Annotated in this window: 20 protein-coding genes and 1 pseudogene; 12 read left to right on the top strand and 9 right to left on the bottom strand. The window is 61.1% G+C overall.

The window, feature by feature from the left end; translation table 11 throughout:
- A pseudogene (locus AC1DRN_RS25800) lies at positions 1–323 on the top strand (hypothetical protein); the annotation flags it as partial.
- A 118-nt stretch (positions 324–441) separates the two neighbouring features.
- Here the strand turns inward: AC1DRN_RS25800 and AC1DRN_RS25795 are convergent.
- The 3 genes from AC1DRN_RS25795 to AC1DRN_RS25785 are packed head-to-tail and all read right to left on the bottom strand — an operon-like array spanning position 442 to position 2818.
- The gene (locus AC1DRN_RS25795; RefSeq protein ID WP_223462028.1) at positions 442–1368 is read right to left on the bottom strand and encodes a 5-oxoprolinase subunit C family protein; all 927 of its coding nucleotides are present in this window, start codon (positions 1366–1368) and stop codon (positions 442–444) included.
- The gene (pxpB, locus tag AC1DRN_RS25790) at positions 1365–2069 is read right to left on the bottom strand and encodes a 5-oxoprolinase subunit PxpB (protein ID WP_223462026.1); all 705 of its coding nucleotides are present in this window, start codon (positions 2067–2069) and stop codon (positions 1365–1367) included. The genes AC1DRN_RS25795 and pxpB overlap by 4 nt, the downstream gene beginning before the upstream one ends.
- On the bottom strand, positions 2066–2818 hold the full coding sequence (locus AC1DRN_RS25785; protein WP_223462024.1) for a 5-oxoprolinase subunit PxpA: 753 nt from the start codon (positions 2816–2818) through the stop codon (positions 2066–2068). Before AC1DRN_RS25785 ends, pxpB begins: the two co-directional genes overlap by 4 nt.
- A 374-nt stretch (positions 2819–3192) precedes the next feature.
- On the opposite strand from AC1DRN_RS25785, the gene AC1DRN_RS25780 reads away from it, so the two are divergent.
- From AC1DRN_RS25780 to AC1DRN_RS25765, 4 genes are all read left to right on the top strand, one after another.
- Complete coding sequence (locus AC1DRN_RS25780; RefSeq protein ID WP_223462022.1) at positions 3193–4122, top strand: LysR family transcriptional regulator; 930 nt, start codon at positions 3193–3195, stop codon at positions 4120–4122.
- Between the two features lie 112 nt (positions 4123–4234).
- A complete protein-coding gene (locus AC1DRN_RS25775) occupies positions 4235–6157 on the top strand; it encodes an IucA/IucC family protein (RefSeq protein WP_223462020.1) in 1923 nt (640 codons plus the stop codon).
- Complete coding sequence (locus AC1DRN_RS25770) at positions 6147–7358, top strand: MFS transporter (protein WP_477786839.1); 1212 nt, start codon at positions 6147–6149, stop codon at positions 7356–7358. Before AC1DRN_RS25775 ends, AC1DRN_RS25770 begins: the two co-directional genes overlap by 11 nt.
- 15 nt (positions 7359–7373) lie before the next feature.
- Positions 7374–9485, top strand: a complete 2112-nt coding sequence (locus tag AC1DRN_RS25765; protein ID WP_223462015.1) for a TonB-dependent receptor — start codon at positions 7374–7376, stop codon at positions 9483–9485.
- A gap of 44 nt (positions 9486–9529) precedes the next feature.
- Here AC1DRN_RS25765 and AC1DRN_RS25760 read toward each other — a convergent pair whose 3' ends face one another.
- The 3 genes from AC1DRN_RS25760 to AC1DRN_RS25750 are packed head-to-tail and all read right to left on the bottom strand — an operon-like array spanning position 9530 to position 11392.
- Positions 9530–10072, bottom strand: coding sequence for a DUF2937 family protein (locus AC1DRN_RS25760; RefSeq protein ID WP_223462013.1), 543 nt, complete (start codon positions 10070–10072; stop codon positions 9530–9532).
- A gap of 13 nt (positions 10073–10085) precedes the next feature.
- The gene (locus AC1DRN_RS25755; protein ID WP_095945363.1) at positions 10086–10862 is read right to left on the bottom strand and encodes a class II glutamine amidotransferase; all 777 of its coding nucleotides are present in this window, start codon (positions 10860–10862) and stop codon (positions 10086–10088) included.
- 32 nt (positions 10863–10894) lie between these two features.
- On the bottom strand, positions 10895–11392 hold the full coding sequence (locus tag AC1DRN_RS25750) for an MFS transporter (RefSeq protein WP_223462011.1): 498 nt from the start codon (positions 11390–11392) through the stop codon (positions 10895–10897).
- Positions 11393–11605: 213 nt separating this feature from the next.
- On the opposite strand from AC1DRN_RS25750, the gene AC1DRN_RS25745 reads away from it, so the two are divergent.
- Together AC1DRN_RS25745 and AC1DRN_RS25740 are read left to right on the top strand one after the other, a co-directional pair.
- Positions 11606–13660: a S9 family peptidase gene (locus AC1DRN_RS25745; protein WP_223462009.1), complete on the top strand. Its 2055-nt coding sequence runs from the start codon at positions 11606–11608 to the stop codon at positions 13658–13660.
- 214 nt (positions 13661–13874) lie between these two features.
- On the top strand, positions 13875–14348 hold the full coding sequence (locus AC1DRN_RS25740) for a cyclic nucleotide-binding domain-containing protein (RefSeq protein WP_223462007.1): 474 nt from the start codon (positions 13875–13877) through the stop codon (positions 14346–14348).
- On the opposite strand, the gene AC1DRN_RS25735 is transcribed toward AC1DRN_RS25740, so the two are convergent.
- Positions 14345–14635, bottom strand: a complete 291-nt coding sequence (locus tag AC1DRN_RS25735) for a hypothetical protein (RefSeq protein ID WP_223462005.1) — start codon at positions 14633–14635, stop codon at positions 14345–14347. The genes AC1DRN_RS25740 and AC1DRN_RS25735 overlap by 4 nt on opposite strands.
- A 95-nt stretch (positions 14636–14730) precedes the next feature.
- Between AC1DRN_RS25735 and AC1DRN_RS25730 the strand changes: the two genes are divergently transcribed.
- The 4 genes from AC1DRN_RS25730 to AC1DRN_RS25715 all read left to right on the top strand — a co-directional run bounded on the left by AC1DRN_RS25730 (position 14731) and on the right by AC1DRN_RS25715 (position 16960).
- Positions 14731–15417 (top strand): spermidine synthase, encoded by a 687-nt coding sequence (locus AC1DRN_RS25730; RefSeq protein ID WP_056721332.1) that lies wholly within the window; start codon positions 14731–14733, stop codon positions 15415–15417.
- Between the two features lie 49 nt (positions 15418–15466).
- On the top strand, positions 15467–15838 hold the full coding sequence (locus tag AC1DRN_RS25725; protein ID WP_007898702.1) for a YajD family HNH nuclease: 372 nt from the start codon (positions 15467–15469) through the stop codon (positions 15836–15838).
- Between the two features lie 193 nt (positions 15839–16031).
- Positions 16032–16502, top strand: coding sequence for an RNA methyltransferase (locus tag AC1DRN_RS25720; protein WP_007993783.1), 471 nt, complete (start codon positions 16032–16034; stop codon positions 16500–16502).
- 80 nt (positions 16503–16582) lie between these two features.
- Entirely contained in the window at positions 16583–16960 is a 378-nt protein-coding gene (locus AC1DRN_RS25715; RefSeq protein WP_223462003.1) for a YgaP family membrane protein, read from the top strand.
- 142 nt (positions 16961–17102) lie between these two features.
- On the opposite strand, the gene AC1DRN_RS25710 is transcribed toward AC1DRN_RS25715, so the two are convergent.
- Positions 17103–18332 (bottom strand): hypothetical protein, encoded by a 1230-nt coding sequence (locus tag AC1DRN_RS25710; RefSeq protein ID WP_223462001.1) that lies wholly within the window; start codon positions 18330–18332, stop codon positions 17103–17105.
- Between the two features lie 35 nt (positions 18333–18367).
- Complete coding sequence (locus AC1DRN_RS25705; RefSeq protein ID WP_008015986.1) at positions 18368–18817, bottom strand: YcgN family cysteine cluster protein; 450 nt, start codon at positions 18815–18817, stop codon at positions 18368–18370.
- A 164-nt stretch (positions 18818–18981) separates the two neighbouring features.
- Between AC1DRN_RS25705 and AC1DRN_RS25700 the strand changes: the two genes are divergently transcribed.
- Positions 18982–19575 carry a nitroreductase family protein gene (locus AC1DRN_RS25700; RefSeq protein ID WP_095945370.1) on the top strand — a complete coding sequence of 198 codons (594 nt, stop codon included), beginning with the start codon at positions 18982–18984 and terminating at the stop codon, positions 19573–19575.
- The last annotated feature ends 113 nt before the right edge of the window (positions 19576–19688 follow it).

The raw sequence follows: 19688 nt of genomic DNA, 5'->3' as shown, positions 1-19688 counted from the left end.
CCTCCGAGCGCACCTCGACCATGGACCTGCTGCACAAGTACGGCGCCGACTACAAAGTGATCTTCATCGGCGACGCCGCCATGGCACCCTACGAAATCACCCAGCCGGGCGGCAGCGTCGAGCACTGGAACGAAGAAGCCGGTTACGTGTGGATGCAGCGTTTCAAGGAGAAGTACAAGAAGCTCATCTGGRTCAACCCGTATCCTAAAGACACTTGGGGCTATACCTCTTCGACCAATATCGTGCGGGATTTGATCGAGGATCAGATGTATCCGTTGACGTTGCGGGGGTTGGAGGAAGGGATGCGGTTTCTTTCCAAGTAATCTTTGTTGTCTGGTCTGACGCCATCGCGAGCAAGCTCGCTCCCACATTGGTTTGGTGCTGTTCACAAATTTTGTGAACGACTCTTACCCTGTGGGAGCGAGCTTGCTCGCGATGCTTTTAGCTGTTCAAAAAACGCTGCAAATACTCGACATGCTCACGATGGGCGACATCCTGCACCACCGGCCGCAACCGCACCCGCGCCCCCGGCAAACACTGCGCCAATCGCGCCAGCGCCAGTGGCGTCAACGCCCCCAGCCGCGGATAACCGCCAATGGTCTGCCGATCATTGAGCAACACGATCGGCTGCCCGTCCGGCGGCACCTGGACAGCCCCCAACGGAATACCTTCGGAAATCATCGGTTTACCCTGGTACTGCAGCGCCGTACCCAACAGGCGAATCCCCATTCGGTCGGCTCGGCTGTCGAGGCTCCACACGCTGTTGAATGCATCGAACAGGCTCTGCCCGCTGAACTCACCGATCTGTGCACCGAGGACCAGGTCTAACGGAGCATCAAGGTTCAAGTCCGGCCGCTGGTCTGCGGTCATTTCGCGCAGCAACATCACCGAGTTGCCCGAATAGCTCAATGACGCGCCCTTACCCAGCGCATGGCCCATACCGTCCAGGCCGCCGAGTTCCTCACGAACCACCGTCGCGCTGCTGCCCAGCACTTTCGGTGCATCAAACCCACCCGGCGCCGCCAGATAGGCCCGGGCGCCGAGCAATGGCCGGGTAAACTGCAAACGCTGCCCCTCGTGCAGCCTGAAACTGCGCCACGGCGCCAGCGCCTCGCCGTCCACCTGCGCGCCAAGATCCGCTCCGGCCAAGGCCAGCACGCATTCCTCCTCCGCCACGACGGTAAACCCGCCGAGGGTGATTTCGATCACCGGCGCATCCAGTCCGTTGCCCAACAGCCAATTGGCCCAGGACATCGAACGCCAATCGGCCGCTCCACCCTGGGTCACGCCCAGATGCCGCACGCCGAAACGACCAGCGTCCTGCAACAGGCACAGCGGCGTACTCGCTTCAATCGTCAGACGGCTCATGCCTGGGCCTCCAGTGGCGTGTCGTCACCGCCCAGGTTAATGAACTCGGCATGGCCGATCGCTTCGAACCGCACAGTGTCACCGGGCTGCATCAGGCTGTAGCCGTCACGGTTGCGATCGAACAATTTGGCCGGCGTGCGGCCAATCAGGTTCCAGCCGCCCGGCGACACCACCGGGTAAGCCGCCGTCTGCCGTTCGGCGATGCCGACACTGCCGGCCGCGACTTTCTTGCGTGGCGTGTTCAGACGCGGTGCGGCAAGTACCTCTTCCACCAGTCCCATGAAGGCGAAGCCCGGTGCAAAGCCCAGGGCGAACACCTGATATTCACGCTCGCTGTGACGACGGATCACCTCCTCCACCGCCATCCCGCTGCGCTGCGACAACAGGTTCAGCTCCGGTCCGACGCTCAAGTCGTACCACACCGGCAACACATGACATTTACCGCGGGCATGAGCGTTAGGCGACAGATCGATCAGCGCCTGGGCGATTAACTCCCGGGCCTGGGCGGGACTCAGCGCGGTCAAGTCGTAATGCACCATCAAGGTGGTGTAGGACGGCACCAGATCGATCAAATGCTCACCGAATGCCGCCCGCAGACTTTCACTGGCCGCCAGCATCCACGGCATGTTGGTTTCGGCAATTTCATCGAACAGGCGCACCATCAGGCAATCCAGCGCCACCACTTCCACCCGCAGTTTCATGACGCGCTCTGCCGGTTCAAGGCTTCACGGATGCGTTGCACGGCAGCGACCGAACTGGCGTTGTCGCCGTGTACGCACAGGGTATTGGCCCGCAAATGCAGGGCGCTGCCGTCACTGGCAGTCAGGTTTTCACCACGAGCAATGGTCAGCGCTTGCTCGATAATTGTTTCCGGGTCGTGATGCACCGCTCCCGGCAGTTGTCGCGACACCAGCCTGCCGGCACTGTCGTAGGCACGGTCGGCGAAGGCCTCGAACCACAGCGTCACGCCGTATTCATCACCCAGTTGTTGGGCGGCGCTGTTGTCGCGGGTTGCCATCAACATCAGCGGCAGGTTGCGGTCATAGGACGCCACCGCTTGCAGCACGGCGCGCAACTGCGCCGGGTTGGCCATCATGTCGTTGTACATCGCGCCATGGGGTTTGACGTAACTGACCCGACCACCCTGGGCCCGGCAGATGCCGTCGAGGGCGCCGATCTGGTAATGCAGAATGTCTTGAAGCTCCTGGGTGGCATACGCCATCGAACGGCGGCCGAATCCCACCAGATCCTGATAGGCCGGATGCGCGCCAACTTGCACACCGTGGCTGAGGGCCAGGCTGACGGTCTTGCGCATGACGCTCGGATCGCCGGCGTGAAAACCGCAGGCGATGTTGGCGCAATCGATAAAGGGCATGATTTCTGCGTCCAGACCCATGGTCCAGTTGCCGAAACTCTCGCCGATGTCACAGTTCAATAGCAGGCGGCTCACGCTGAACACTCCTGTAGGCTTTATTCTTTTTAGCTGCGGGACATATCTGTAAGACAAGCCCGCAGGTTATCAGTTACCGGGCGTCGAGTTGCTTGCCACGGGTTTCTGGCAGGCTCAGGGCCGCGAGGATCACGTGCGGCGTTCCTGCTGATTGATGTTGCGATACCAGTCGAAAGGTCCCGGACGGGCCGAGGCTTTCGGGATGGCGGGGGTGTCGGGCGCACTCATGGCAAATCTCCGCGCTGATTTTATTGGTATTGTTCTGAGCCCCGACGACGCCTATCGTGGGAACCGGATGCGTCGATTCTTGGACGCGCGCCCCTGCTGCGTCCAACTAATAAAAACCCGCCTTAGACATAAGAAATCTTTATCCCATGAACCTGAAGTTTCTCGAGACCTTCGTCTGGGTCGCCCGACTCAAGAGTTTCCGCCTGACCGCTGACAAGCTCTTCACTACTCAGGCCTCGATTTCCAGCCGCATCGCAGTGCTTGAAGGCGAGCTTGGGGTAAAGCTGTTTCTGCGGGATTCGCGCGGCGTGAGCCTGACGCCGGAGGGCCTTAAAGTGCTCGATTACGCCGAGCAAATGATGGACACCATGCAGGCACTCAAGCAGTCGATCGAAACCCGCTCGAGCAAGGCCGGACGGGTGCGCATCGGCGTGATGGACACGGTGATCCACACCTGGCTCAGCCCGTTGGTGGCGCAGATGACTGATCACTACCCACTGGTGGAAATCGAGCTGGTGGCCGATACCTCGCTCAACCTCTGCGATCAGCTGCAAAAAGGCTTTCTCGACGTGATCCTGCAAACCGACCTGCTGCGCCAGGAAAGCGTGCGCAGCCTGGAACTGGCCAGCCACCCCATGGGCTGGATTGTGGCCAGCAATTCCCTGTACAACCGTGAGTATTCAGGCGTCGCCGATCTGGCGAAAGAGCGGATCATTACCTACTCGAAAAACTCCCACCCGCATCAGGAAGTGCTCGCCCTGATGCAGGCCAATGGCGTGATGACGCCACGGTTGAACTGCGTGAACTCGGTGTCGGCGATTACCCGGCTGCTGCGCGACGGTTTTGGCGTTGGCGCGTTGCCGCCGGTGCTGGTGGCCGAGGAACTGGCGCGTAGTGAATTGACCTTGCTGGACATCGATCAGCGACCACCCGACTTGCAGGTGGTGGTGTCGTGGCGGGTGGGCGTTGAGTGGGTCGAGGAGATTGTGGCGTTGTGTCAGCAGGTGTTGGAGGAGTATGCGCGGAAGGTGGGAGAGCGCTACATGGTCTTGAGCAAACCCCTCGTCGGTCTCTGAAAAGGAGTTCCTCATACTACAAGTAGGAACTACTATCATTTGCATTATTATTTGGAAAATGTATTCTCTGCGCGCATTCAGCTAAACCACTGTCCAGAAGGAGTCGGACTCGATGCGCGCTTACACGCAAAAACAGCAGCAATTGCTCTCAAACTGGAGCGAAGCCCTCGGCACTCCGGCCTTCCAGTCCCACCGCATCACCCTCGACCATTTGAGCAATGCCCTGGAGCCCGCCGCCCAGCGCTGCTTCCAACGCCTGATCCAGGCGCTGTTTCGCGAAGGTCTGATCAACCCCGACGCCTGCGAATACGACGACGACAGTCGTTGCTGGCTGCCGCTTGGCGACGGTGCGAAGCTTTGCTTCGATCACCTGTCGGGCGGAAGAATGAACAGCTGGGACGTTCGCGGCAGCATCGTCCTGCACACCCCCGACAGCCTGCCCCACAAAATCCAGCTGCCCAGCGAACTGCTCGCTCACCTCAGCACTCAGCTCAACCCGCCCGCCTCCCCGCAGGTACTGGAACGTCTGGCCCGCGAACTGGACGATAGCTACAGCAACGACACCCTGTGCCTGGCGTTCCACCATGGATGGACCGAGCGCCTGAGAGAGCAGATCGACACCGAGCACGACGACAATCTGCTCGCCTGGCTCAAAGCCAGCCCCAACCACCAGAACCCGACGTCACTGCTCGAACAGTGGGGCACGCTCGGCCACCCCTGGCATCCGAACTACAAGACCAAACTGGGCTTGAGCGCTGCACAGGTCATCGCTTTCTCGCCGGAATTCGAAGCGAGTTTTCCAATTGTGCTGTGCGCCCTGCACCGTCAGTACGCCCACGTCGAGTCACTGGCCGGCACCGCCGATTACCGGGACTGGTGGCAGGGCCACTTCCCGCAGGCCGCCGAACAATTGCAGCGCCATTTGCAGCAACGGGGCCTGGAGGCAACGGACTACCTCCCGCTGCCGTCGCACCCATGGCAAGTCAATGAAGAACTGACCAATTCGTTCGCCGGCGAGATCGCCGACAACCTGCTGATCGTCACCGACATCGTTGCTTTCACCGGCCACCCGACCATGTCTTTCCGCACGGTCGTACCAGAGGCCAGCCGCGTTGCGCCGATGGTCAAACTGCCGGTGGCCTTGCGCCTGACCAGCGTGCAGCGCACCGTGTCGCCGCGCTCGGCCCGGATGGGACCGCGCATCAGCCAACTGATATTGCAGATTCTCGATCATGAACCGCGGATTCAGCGCCTGCTGAACATCGTGCCGGAGCGCATCGGCGTTCATTACGCGCCACAACCGGCCAATGACGAACGGTCCCGACATGCCGCCGTGCTATACCGCGACAACCCGCTGACCCTGCTGCAAGAAGGCGAGCTGGCCGTGCCGGTCGGCAGCCTGTTCGCCGTCAACGAATTCGAACAGCCGTTGCTGCGTGACTGGGTACAACTGGCTCAGGGTCGTGACGACAGCGCGGCCATGCTGGCGTTCTTCGATGATTACCTGTCGATTGCCGTCCCGAGCCTGCTGGGCATCTACCTGATGTATGGCGTGGCGTTCGAAGCGCACCAGCAAAACAGCTTCATGGTGATGGGCGCTGACGGGCAGTTGAATCGGTTGCTGCTGCGTGACTTCGGCGACATTCGCATCGATCGCAAAACCCTGCACGCCAAGGGTCTGGATATCCAGCTGCACGATCCGGAAATGACCCTGTACGACGACGCCGGTTTTGTCCGCGACAAGCTCCTGCACACCACGTTCATGTGCCATCTCGGTGAGTTGACGTTGCTCTGCGCCCGCCACTGGAATGTGCCGGAAAACAGCCTTTGGGAGCGTTTGGCCATGCACGTTGAACAGTGCTTCGAGAGCGTGCGCGAGCACGTCGAACCGGCACGCTGGGAAAGCGAGCGCCAGGCCCTGCTGGAACAGGATTGGCCGGCCAAATCGTTCATGCGCATGCGCTTGCACGACAGCCACGCCGACATCGTCGGACGCCTGAGTAATCCGCTGCGAACCAACGCCGATGCTCGCTGATGGTCGTGCGTTGCGACTGCTGATCGTCATCCAGTTTGTCTCCATGGGCGCCATGGAAATGAGCGGCCCGTTCTGGCCCTTGCAGATCCAGCATCTGCTTGGGCCAGAGGGCGCCGGCTACACCGCGCTGCTATCGGCGCTGGTGTATGCCGGCCCGATGCTGGCGGCCATGCTGCTGACGCCAGCGTGGGGACGGCTGGGTGATCGCACCGGGCACAAGCCGATGATCGTTCGGGCGTTGCTGGCACTTGCGCTGTGCCAGGGGCTGGCGGCGATTACCCTCGACCCGTGGCTGCTGGTGGGCATTCGCGTGATGCAAGGCGCATTGGCCGGGTTTATCGCCGCCGCGCAAGCCTATGCCCTGGCCTGCTGCGACAGCTCCCGGCGCGGTCACACCCTGGCCCGTCTGCAATCGGCGACCGCCGTCGGCTCGTTGATCGGCCCGGTACTGGGCGGCTGGCTGATGGACATCTCGGGGTTTGCCCTGCTCTGTTATGGCGCGACGGCGATTTGCCTGCTGTGTGCACTGGGGAGTTTTTTCCTGCCGGCCGACAAGGCGCGAACCTCGACGAAGAAACCGGTTGCGCCGGTGGCCCTGCCTAAAGGCTGGCTTGGTGGAATCCTGTTGGTAATCGTGTTGATTCAAGCCGCGAAGATGATGYCGCAGCCTTTCTACGCGCTGTACGTCGCCGACATTCTGCACGCGCCGGGCTGGCTGATCGGCGCTACTTACGCGGCGAGTGCAGCGACCCTGGCCATCTCCGCCCCGCTGTGGGGGCGTCTGTTCGACCACTGGCAGCCGGCTTACACCTTGCGCGTCATCGAAGGCGTTGCCTGGCTCTGCGCCCTGACGCTAGCGGCCACGGCACTGGCCAGCGAATGGCTGGGGTTTCTCGTCAGCCGGCTGGTCTGGGGCATCTGGCAAGGCGCACTGCTCCCCGTCGCCTATGCGCTGATCGCCAACACCGTGTCGTCAAGCCAACAGGGTTTTGCCCTCGGCCTGGGCAACAGCGCGGCCAAGGCTGGCGCTCTGCTTGGTGCCGTCCTCGGCGGGATCGGCATGGGGCTGGTCGGGCTGGCCCACAGTTTCTGGCTGGTGGCGTTGACCTACGCACTGGCCGCCATCGGGATCCGTTGGGTGCGCTCATTCACCTCCACGCCTGATCCCGCAATCTTGTCTACCCACACTTATCACGACTAAAAAAAAGACCAATTCATGACCCGAACCAAACTTTCYTTGTTGATTCCGTTGCTCGGCTCCGTCAGCGCCCAGGCCTGGGCCGAGGACACCGACCAGCAGCCCGGCACATTGAACATGCAAGCCACCGTCGTTTCCGCGACGCGCAGCGAAGCGACCATTGCCTCGATTCCAGGCTCGGTCCAGGTGATCGACGAACAACAGATCCGCCAACAGAGTGGCGCCGGGCGTCGGGTCTCCGACATTCTGGGGCAGCTGGTTCCCGGCCTGGCGCCGTCCAGCGGCGGGATGAGCAACTTCGGCCAGACCCTGCGCGGGCGCAACATGCTGGTGTTGATCGACGGCGTGTCGCAGAACGCCACGCGTGACAACTTCCGCCAGCTCAACAGCATCGCGCCGGCCAGTATCGAACGCATCGAGGTGGTTTCCGGCGCCAGCAGCATTTATGGAGCCGGCGCTTCGGGCGGCATCATCAACATCATCACCAAGCGCAACCAGGGTCAGGACCTTGCCTACAGCAGCAAACTGGGCCTGACTACCGGCAACAATCTCAACAGCAAGGGTTTCGCCTACGAGGCCTTTCAGAGTGCGACCGGGCGCAAGGATGCCCTGGACTGGTACGTGTCCGCCGACCTGACCCAGCGCAACGATCAGTACGACGGCAACGGCAATCGCATCCCTCAGGACACCTCCCAGGGCAGCAACATGGACACCGACACCTACGACCTGCAAGGTCGTTTCGGTTACGAACTGGATGCCGATAAAAAACTCAGCCTGTCGCTGCAGGACTACAAGGACCAGCAGGACACTGACTTCACAAAAGACCCGAAAAACCTGCAAGAGGCCGTGGCGGTCAAAGGACTGAAACTCGACGACCAGCCCTACACCCATAACCAGGCGGCCAACCTCAACTACACCGACAACGACTTCTATGGCCAGGGCCTGCAACTGGAAAGCTACTGGCGCCGGGCCGACGCGCTGTTCTTCCCGGACCTGTCGCGGGGCAAGGCCGGGATCGCCGACAACAACAGCGTGCAGGATGTCTACGGCCTGCGTGCGGCCATCGACACGCCGTTGCCGGCCATCGGCAGCGCCACGGGCAACCTGGTCTGGGGCGCCGACTATGATCACGAACGCTCCCGCCAGCGCGGTGACCAATACACCCTCAAAGGGCTGACCTACACCAAGACCGGCACCACTTACGAGATGGGCCCGGATATCGAAACCACCACCAAGGCGCTGTTCGGGCAGATGTCCTGGGACATCGGAGACTGGACCTTGCGTGGCGGTGTGCGCCGCGAATGGATCGAAAGCGAGGTCTCCGACAGCATCGCTTACGGTCAGATCGTCCAGACCGGCGTACGCGCCATCCTGCCCGGTGACACCCTCAAATACGACGCGACGCTCTATAACCTGGGCGCGGTCTATCACCTGAGTGAACATCAGGACGTCTTCGCCAATTACAGCCAGGGGTTTTCGCTGCCGGACATCCAGCGCTTCTTGCGTGACGTGAACAGCACCTTCGACATCCAGAGCCTCAACGCCCAGGCCATCAAGGTCGACAGCTACGAGCTGGGCTGGCGCGGTGATTGGGACCGGTGGCAGGCCGACGTCACCGTCTATGAAAACACCTCGGACGTGACTCAGTTTTACGATGCCAATGACCGTGTCTTGCGTCTGATCAACCAGAAGGAGCGGGTTCGCGGCATCGAAAACAGCCTGACCTACCTCGCGACCGATCACTGGTCGGTGGGTGGCACCTATGCCTGGGCCAAAGGCGAAACCGAGCAGAACGGGAAATGGATCGATCTGCCGGCGACACGCATTTCACCGGCCAAGACCACGCTGTTCGTCGGCTACGCCGAAGACGACTACACCCTGCGCCTGCAAGGCATGCACCTGTCCAGTTACGACGCTGCCGCCAAGGACAACAACGGGCGCGACATCGATGGCTATACGCTGGTGGACCTGCTCGGCTCCGTGTACTTGCCGGTCGGTCGCCTGGAAGGCGGGGTGTACAACCTGACGAACCGCACGTACGTCAACCTGTTCGCCCAGGCCAACGCCAGAGCGCCATTCCCCAACGCCGAAGGCCGTACCTTGAGCATGACCTATTCGATTGATTGGTAATCAAGCAAGGAGCCGGCTTGCCGGCTCCTTGACGTTCGACGGTGTTACAAGCCGCGCAAATCCCGCTCCTCGATCGGCCGGCTCTGGCGCAGACGCTTGCCGCCCAGCACCACCCAGTCGATCAGTCGGAACAGGCATTCGAGGCCAAACGACAGCAACAATGCGCCGCTCATACCCCAGCTCATCGCCTCGGGTGTCAACAGGATCTGGTAGCCGTAGCCATTCCAGGTTTCCTTGCGGATGTCCGGATCGGCAGCCAGCGCCACTTGCAGGAAACGGATGTACCACGGCCCCTGCATCGCCTGGAACTGCTTGTCCAACGCCAGTTGGCGGGTCAACAGGTTGCTCAGGCTGTCGGCATCGCTGCGGAAAATCGGGTCTTCGCTGGCGCGGTAATGCGCGACCAGAGCCTGCATGTCGCCCTTGAAAAACTGATTGGCGGTGTTCTGGAACCCGCTCAACCCGGCCTGGGCCTCGATCAGATGCGCCTCGACCCGCTTGGCGTAATCGCTGATGAACCCCGGCACCTGGACACCGATCAACAAGCCGGCCGCAAACAACACCAGCCGTAGATAACTGAGCAACATGGGGGTTGAATCCTTATGAGGTCTGGCCCTGGCTGACGCATTCACCGCGTCGCCACAGGCTCCATTGACCCGGTTCGTAGCGGGTCCAGGTTTCGTTTTCGGTGAGGGGTTCGGTGGCGATGACGGTGACCACGTCGTTCGGTGTGGTTTCGGCCTGAAAATCGACGATCACGTCGACATCTTTCAAGCGTGCCGGGCCAAACGGCGCGCGACGGGTGATTTGCGCCAGTTTGGTCGAGCAATAGCAGAACAACCAGTCACCATCGCTGAGCAGGCAGTTGAATACGCCTTTGCTGCGGTATTCGGCGCAAGCGGCCACCAGGTCTGGCAGCAACGCTTCGACCTCGACGGGCTCGGGGAACGCCGCACGCACGCGGTTGAGCAAATCGCAGAACGCCGCTTCGCTGTCGGTATCACCCACGGGGCGATAGAAACTGGCTGCGGGCTGAAAATCCGCCAACTGGCCGTTATGGGCGAAACACCAGTTGCGTCCCCACAGTTCACGGACGAACGGATGCGTGTTGGACAGGCAGACCTTGCCGACGTTGGCCTGGCGGATGTGCCCGATCACCACTTCGCTCTTGATCGGATAGCGCTGTACCAGGTTCGCGACTTCCGACTCACAGCTTGCCGCCGGGTCCTGGAACAGTCGCAGCCCACGGCCTTCATAGAAGGCAATGCCCCAGCCATCGCGGTGTGGGCCGGTGCGACCGCCTCGTTGCATCAGCCCGGTAAAGCTGAACACGATATCGGTCGGGACATTGGCGCTCATGCCCAATAACTCACACATGCTCGGACTCTCGCTCAATCGCAGGGGCAAGGTTACAGACGGGGTTCAACTCGCATCCGCTGAGGACTGCTCGGCACGGGAGGACGACCGTAGCGATCATCACCGGCACCGCCAAACGGTTGATCCTCCTCCGGCTCGTCGGCGTGGACGGCGGCTTTGGCGGCGGCAGCCTGTTCCTTGCGGAGGTTGGAGGCGCGCTCGATAGGGAAACGGATCGCCACCAGCACCAGATAGAGGCCGAACGCGATCATGCCGTACATGAACAGATCGGAAATCGCCCGCCAGGCGTTGTTGCCGACCTTGAACAGCAGGTCGAGGGCGGTAATGGCGACGGCCGGCGCGACTTTGTCCTTGACCGGGTCGATGATGGTCGGGCTGAACAGCAGCACGGCCATCGCCAGCCGCAGCGGCTCACGCAGCCAGCGCCACATCCAGCGGGTCAAGCGCATCCACACCAACAGGCAGCCCAAAGCGGCAAAGGCGTAGAGGCCCCAAGCGATCAGATAGTCGTTCTCGGTCATGGTGTCCATGGCAAGGCAGGCAAAGAGGCGCTTATGATAACGGCTTTTCGCCCGTCAGGCTTGCCAAATGGCAGTAGGTCAAGACACAGGACCTGTGGGAGCGAGCTTGCTCGCGATGGCGGACTGTCTGTCAACATTGATGTTGGGTGTACCGGCCTCATCGCGAGCAAGCTCGCTCCCACAGGTTCCAAACCTATTTCGTAACGAGTTCGAGAGTTTCTCATGCCCCTATCCGCCAACATTCACGACGCTCCAATCGCCCACAAGGCTGAAGGCTCCGACCCGTATGCCTGGCTGCAAGAGCGCGACACCGAGGCAGTGCTCGACTACCTGAAAGCCGAAAACAGCTACCAGCAAGCGCAGACCGCCGACCAGGCCGGGCTGCGTGAAACCCTGTTCGAAGAGATCAAAGGGCGGATTCTCGAGACCGATTTGTCCCTGCCCTCGCCGTGGGGACCGTATCTGTACTACACCCGCACCATGGCGGGCGACGAGTACGCCCGGCACTTCCGCTGCCCGCGTCCGGCCGACGACAGCCTGACCCTCGACGAAAGCCGCGAACAACTGCTGCTGGACCCCAACGAGCTGGCCAATGGCGGCTTCTTTTCCCTGGGTGCATTCAGCATCAGCCCGGACCATCAGCGCCTGGCCTACAGCATCGACTCCAGCGGCGACGAGATTTACACGCTGTTCGTGAAGGAACTGTCCGACGGCCGTATCAGTGAACTGGAATTCCAGGACTGCGACGGCAGCATGACCTGGGCCAACGACAGTCTGACGCTGTTCTTTGGTGAACTGGACGACACCCATCGCCCGCACAAGCTGTATCGCTATCGCCTGGACGGCACGGCAGCCGAAGAAGTGTTCCATGAGCCGGACGGCCGCTTCTTCATGCATTGCTACCGCTCAAGTTCCGAACAGCAACTGCTGCTGTCGGTGGGCAGCAAGACCACCAGCGAAGTCTGGGCCCTCGATGCCGCCCAGCCCCAGCAGGCGTTCACCTGCCTGGCACCACGGGTTGAGGATCATGAGTACGACGTCGACCACGGCGTACTCGACGGTCAACGGACCTGGTTCATTCGCAGCAACCGTGACGGCATCAATTTCGCCCTGTACAAAGCCACCGATACCGGCGCCGCGCCGACCGAAGCCGACTGGCAGAACCTGATCCCCCACAGCGACACGGTGATGATCGACGGCATCAGCCTGAACACCGGGGCCATGACCCTCAGCCTGCGGGTCGGCGGCTTGCCGGTCATTGAGGTTCACCCACAGGGCCTGGCGCCCTATCGCGTGCAACTGCCGGATGCGGCCTACAGCCTGCACGTACAAAACAGCCTGGAGTTCGAAAGCGAGCGGATTCGCCTGCGCTACGAAGCGTTGAACCGTCCGGCGCAAATCCGCCAACTGGACCTGGCCTCTGGCGAGCAGAAAGTGCTCAAGCAAACTCCAGTGCTCGGCCCGTTCGATGCCGAGGCCTACGTCAGCCAGCGTCTGTGGGCCACTGCACCGGACGGTACGCAAGTGCCCATCAGCCTGGTGATCAAGCGCGCAGACCTCGGCAAACCCGTGCCGCTGTACCTCTACGGCTATGGCGCCTATGGCGAAAGCCTCGACCCGTGGTTTTCCCACGCACGCCTGAGCCTGCTGGATCGCGGCATGGCCTTTGCCATTGCCCACGTGCGTGGTGGTGGCGAACTCGGGGAAGCCTGGTATCGCGCCGGCAAGCAGGAGCACAAGCACAACACCTTCAGCGACTTTATCGCCTGCGCCGAACACCTGATCGCCCAGGGTTTTACCACTGCCCCGCAGTTGGCGATCAGCGGCGGCAGCGCCGGTGGCTTGCTGATCGGTGCGGTGCTCAATCAACGGCCGGAGTTGTTTGGCGCCGCCATCGCCGAAGTACCGTTCGTCGACGTACTCAACACCATGCTCGACCCTGACCTGCCATTGACCGTCACGGAATACGACGAGTGGGGCAACCCTGAAGAACCTGACGTCCATGATCGGATCAAGGCCTACGCCCCGTACGAAAACGTCACCGCGCAAGCTTATCCGGCGACCCTGGTGATCGCCGGTTACAACGACAGCCGTGTGCAGTATTGGGAAGCCGCCAAGTGGGTGGCGAAATTACGCGCGACCAAGACCGACAGCAATCCCCTGCTGCTCAAGACGGAACTGGGTGCCGGGCATGGCGGGATGAGCGGTCGATATCAGGGATTGCGTGACGTAGCACTCGAATATGCATTTTTGTTCAAGGTTTTGGGCATTGCCTGAGGAACCTGGCGCGGTGCGCCGGTCTTAATTTCGGACGCTGGTAGCCGATACAACACCTGTACCCTGTGGGAGCGAGCTTGCTCGCGATGGCGTCAGCACAATCAACATTACCGTTGCCTGTGAAGCCGCAATCGCGAGCAAGCTCGCTCCCACAAGGGATTTTCGGTGAATTCAAATTCGAGTCAGCAACAAACACAAAAAAGACCGTGACGACATGCCTGAATCAACCTTTCTGAACAACGAAATTCGCGACTGGCTGATGGATTGCGGCCTGTTCAATCAACTGCTGCCGGCGGACTTCGTCGCGGCTTCGGGCTACTTCAGTATCAGCACCATTGCCCAGGGCGAGGAAATCTTCCAGGAGGGTGATGCCGGCAGCTTCATGTGCATCATCCACACAGGTCAAGTGGCAGTGCAGAAAGCCACCGCCGACGGGCAACGCGTCACCATCGCCACGTTGCGCAGCGGCCGCTCGTTCGGCGAAATGGCCGTGCTCGACGGCGAACGGCGCTCGGCCAGTTGTGTGGCCGCCAGCAACTGCCAGTTGCTCAATCTGGGCAAGGACTCGCTGGAAAAGATGCTCAACGATGCACCGAAAATCGCCGCCAAGATCATCCGTGCCCTCGCCGTATCCCTGTCCAAACGCCTGCGCATGGCCGACGGCCAACTGCTTTCGCAGCAGGTCTAGCCACCCGGCGACTTGGGTTTCGGCGGATTGGGCGCAAGGCCCGGTATCGGTTGATCCTTGGTCGGCGGGCTCGGCATTTCAATCGGCACCAACGGCGGGCCGCTACTGCCGGGTCCGACTTTAGGCAAAGGCGCCGGGCTGATTTGCGGGTACGGCGTGGGCGTCGCGGTGCCGGGCGAACCGGGTATCGGCGCGGGGCTGACGGGAATCGGTTGCAGCTGTTGAGCCTGCACTGCAGTTATCGAGAGCGCGGCCAGGGCAATGACCGTTAGAATGGTGCGCTTCATCAATGGCTCCGTTGACCTTGTCGTCATAAACAGGCTACTCCCAACTGCGTCTGTTTGCCCTCCCGTGTTCTGCCAATTTTCTTCAAGTGAGCCCCATGAAACGTTTCGTTCTGCTGGACACCACTCCCATTCCTGAAAACGGCGGTGCCCTGTGCCTGTTCGAATACGGCGAGGATTTTGTCATCAAGATCCAGGGCGGCGATGGCGGACAATTGATGAATACGCGCATGCACGGCTCCGAAGATGCCCTGGCCGAGATCCCGTGTCGCAAAGTCGCCGGTCGACCGGATTCACGGGTGCTCATCGGTGGCCTGGGCATGGGCTTCACTCTCGCTTCGGCGCTCAAGCACCTGGGCAAGACCGCCGAAGTGGTGGTTGCTGAATTGGTGCCTGGCGTTGTGGAATGGAATCGCGGGCCACTCGGCGAGAAAGCCGGAAACCCGCTTCAAGACCCGCGGACCGTGATTCGCATGGAAGACGTGGCCAAAGTCCTGCAAGCCGAACCCCAGGGTTTCGATGCCATCATGCTCGATGTCGACAACGGCCCCGAAGGCCTGACCCAGAAAGCCAACAGCTGGCTGTACTCCGCCGGCGGCCTCAGTGCCTGCGCCAAGGCCCTGAGACCAAAAGGTGTGCTGGCCGTCTGGTCGGCCAGCGCGGACCGGCAATTTTCCGACAAACTGAAGAAAGCCGGCTTCAAGGCCGAGGAAGTGCAGGTCTTCGCCCATGGCAACAAAGGCACCCGCCACACCATCTGGATTGCCGAGAAGCTCAAGGGCTGAGCTAAACTTCGCTTAATACCGTCATTAGTCATTTTACAAAGGTGAACCCATGAGTTCGTCCACCCCGACCAACACTTCGAAGCTGGATCGCATCCTCGCCGACAACCAGCGCGACAAGGAAATGGGCTATCGCGACAAGGCCCTGAAGATGTACCCGCACGTCTGTGGCCGCTGCGCCCGTGAGTTCTCCGGCAAGCGCCTGAGCGAACTGACCGTGCACCATCGCGACCACAACCACGACAACAACCCGCAGGACGGCTCGAACTGGGAGTTGTTGTGCCTGTACTGCCACGATAACGAACACTCGCGTTATACCGACCAGCAGTATTTCGACGAAGGCTCGCTGAGCACGCCAAAAATCGCCAAGGCCACGCACAATCCTTTTGCGGCGTTGGCGGGGTTGATGAAAAAAGAAGATTAAAGATCTTCAGTGCCTGAACCGGCCTCATCGCGAGCAGGCTCACTCCTACAGTTGATTTTGTGAACGCCCCAGATCAACTGTAGGAGTGAGCCTGCTCGCGATAGCCATGGTTCAGGCACCACCAATCTCAAACCGAACACCCCCGCCCCAATCCCCGTATAATCGCGCTTTTTTCCCGAAAGGCACCCCGCTCGTGGCAGACAAACGGTACAGCTGCATTGGTTTGTATAACCCCAAATCACCGGAGAACGTCGGTTCGGTGATGCGCGCCGCTGGCTGTTATGGCGTGGCGTCGGTGTTCTACACCGGCAAGCGCTATGAGCGCGCCGCCGACTTCGTCACCGATACCAAGCGCGTTCACTACGACATCCCGCTGATCGGCATCGACGACCTGAAGAAAATCCTGCCGCTCAACTGTGTGCCCGTCGCCGTGGAACTGGTCGAAGGCGCGCGCCCGTTGCCGGAATACACCCACCCGGATCGCGCGCTCTATATCTTTGGCCCGGAAGACGGATCGCTGGATAAAGAGATTCGCGACTGGTGCGAGGACGTGGTCTACATTCCTACCACCGGTTGCATGAACCTGGCCGCCACGGTCAACGTCGTGCTCTACGACCGTATGTCCAAGGGGCTCAATACCCGATCGGGGCCAAAATTCCGCTGAATCGCCGCACATCCGATTGAACGAGCTGCCTGCCCTGGCGGTCAGCTTGACTATCGATCACCCAAGCCTGGAGACAGACCATGAGCGAACTCAAACGCGTCGAGCGTATCGAATCCACCCCGTTCCAGAGCCCCTCCGAACAAAACGTGCAAGGCTGGGAACGCATCGGCTCCCTGGCCGGCGGCGTGGTGATGGTGGGCAAGGGCCTGCGGCGTGGCGGGATCTTTGGCCTGATCCAGGTGGCCATCGGTGGCGTGGCCCTGGCGCGCGGCATTACCGGCCACAGTTCGGCGAAAAGCCTGCTGGAGAAAAGCCGTCAGGACATGAACAACGTGCGGGCGAAAATTCAGCGGGCGGGTGAAGAACTGAGCCAGTTGAAGGCCAACGCCGAGGCGGCGACCAAAACCGCGACGGTTACGGGCAATGATTCGTTGAAGTCACCGAAGACCGGGGTTTGATCCGGATCGTCCGGTGGGGCTGATGGCCCTATCGCGAGCAAGCTCGCTCCCACAGGGTTATGTGGCGTTCACAACAATTGCGTTCACCTCCAATCATTGTGGGAGCGAGCTTGCTCCGGGCGGCGTTCCGACGATGACGGACTCACTGAATCAACTCAGTACTCAGTACTTTTGAAGAACCACCGATCACGCTCTCGCTGAGCTGAACAAACGCCTGGGTATCGATATCCCCCAGCCGCATCGCCCCGCGCAGCACGTCATCCAGCGAACGCTTGTTGTGGGTTTTCAGGCGAATCTCGCGGTCCAGCTCCTGCAGCAACACCACCGCCCTGGCCACCTGCACCGGGTTGATCTGCTCACCGCGCAGTGTGGTGACTTTCTGGCCGATCCTGAGCAGTTTGCCGTGCAGGTTCTCAAAGCGCTCATCGCTCATGCCGCCGGCCCGACGCACCAGTTCGATAGCGTAATACTCGGCAAAGCCTTCGCTGATCCAGTCACTGCGCTGGGTGCCGTTGATCCGCCCGAACATCTGGGCCAACTCACGGACCAGGGCACTGGTGCCGCTTTCGCTGACCAACGGCAGGCGACTGTTGAGGTAGATCGACTCGTGCGCCGACTGGCTGCCGCGCCACATGGGATCATTGGCCCCGACGATCAGCAGTTTGCCCGGGTGTCGCGGGTACAGCGCCTGCACTTGCGGCCAGACGAAGGTCAGCAGGGTCAGCACATCCATGCGGCGCATACCCTGCCCCAGCGGCGAGGCGACGGTCACTTCGGTCTCGCCCAGACGAGTACGGCGGCTACCGAGCTGGCCGGCGAGCATCCAGCCCGTGGGCCGGTCGAACAGTCGGGAAGGGTTATCGATACGGAACTTGTTCTGGCCAATCCGTGGCCACGCGGTTTCAACGCTTTTCCAGCCACCGGGCAGCTCGAATTCAAGGCGTGCAACCAGTTCGATGCCGTCCTGTTGATCGAGTCTGGCAGCCGGCACCAGATCGTCGCCGCGCATCAATGCCCAGTTTGGCGTCATGCGCGTGTCGAAGCTGCCGTTCTTGCGCCCGTGGTTGATATTCACTCGGTAAGTCAGGCTGGCCTTGTCGGCAGTCGGACGCCAGATACCGCGCGCCGCCTCGCCAAGGGTCAGTTGCCATTGGCCGTCGGCCTTGAAATCGCTGTAGTGGCTGCCGTCGCCGAGGTCGAAATCCAGGCTGCGTACCGCCGAACCCTGGGCGAGCGTCAGGCGCACTTCTGCCTGATCGCTCTGGGGCAACAGGCGCACGTGATAATCCAGATTGACCTTGTTCGCTGCCCATACGGGCGAATTCACGGCCAGTAATCCAAGGATCCACGCCTGCCGCCATCCCACAGCCATACACACTCCTTCGTGAAATGTTGATCCTCAGGCCATCAGCCTGCGCGGAAAATCAGGTGATCTTCCCAATCATCTTCCGGCACGCTGCCTTCGGCGAGCATGCGCCCGGACTGGGAAATCCGCTCGTGATGCACGGCATCGCGATCACCGCACACCAGGTGATGCCACAGCGGCAGGTCCTTGCCTTCGCTGACCAGGCGATAGCCGCAGGTCGGTGGCAGCCATTTGAATTCGTCGGCCTTGCCCGGCGTGAGCTGGATACAGTCCGGCACAGAGTCACGACGGTTGGGATAGTCCGTGCACTGGCAGGTTTTCAGGTCCAGCAGTTTGCAGGCGATGCGCGTGTAATAGACGCTGTTGTCGTCTTCGTCTTCAAGCTTTTGCAGGCAGCACAATCCACAGCCGTCGCACAGCGACTCCCATTCCTCCTGATCGAGTTGATCGAGGGTCTTGCGTATCCAGAACGGTTCTACTTTGGCGGCCATGGTTCGAGCATCGACATCAGGTGGTGAAAAGGCCGCCAGTCTAGTGCCCGAAGGCCCGCGGGCCAAGCATTGGCGACTGTCGGTAGAACGGGCTTGTCAGTTTTTGCGCTGCCAAGTAGGGTTTTGCGTCGCTCCCACTTTCAAACGTAGCAAGGAATCTCATGATGAGTGCCAACCCACGCGTTGCCGATTACGCCATTCACCCTCAGTTCACCGACCGCTGGTCGCCCCGCGCCTTCACTGGCGAAACGATTCCAGAGGAAACCCTGCTGAGCTTCTTCGAAGCCGCCCGCTGGGCACCCTCGGCCTACAACTCGCAACCCTGGCGCTTCCTTTACGCACGTCGCGACACGCCGAACTGGGAGCGCTACCTGGGCCTGCTGAACGAATTCAACCGCAGCTGGGCGCAACATGCTTCGGCCCTGGTGATCGTGATTTCGAAAACCACCTTCACCGCGCCTGGCGCCAGCGAAGAAACCCCGGCCCTGTGGCACACCTTCGACACCGGTTCCGCCTGGGGCCACCTGGCCTTGCAAGCGAGCCTGAGCGGCTGGCACACCCACGGCATGGCCGGTTTCGACCAGGAACTGACCCGCAAGGAGCTGAACATTCCTGAAGGCTACGCCCTGCACGCCGCCGTCGCGGTGGGCAAGCTGGGGGACAAGGCGAGCCTGGCGGACTACCTGCAAGCCCGCGAAGAACCCAGCCCGCGTCGTCCGTTGAGCGAGTTGGCGGCTGAAGGTGACTTCACCCTCTGAGCCACTGCAAAAAACATTGTGGGAGCGAGCTTGCTCGCGATGGCGGCAGGACATTCAACATTGATGTTGGATGTACAGGCCCTATCGCGAGCAAGCTCGCTCCCACAGGTTTG

It is taken from the genome of Pseudomonas sp. P5_B3 (genome assembly GCF_056400405.1).
Note: the sequence above shows the minus strand (reverse complement) of the source record. Positions and strands in the feature narration are given on the sequence as shown.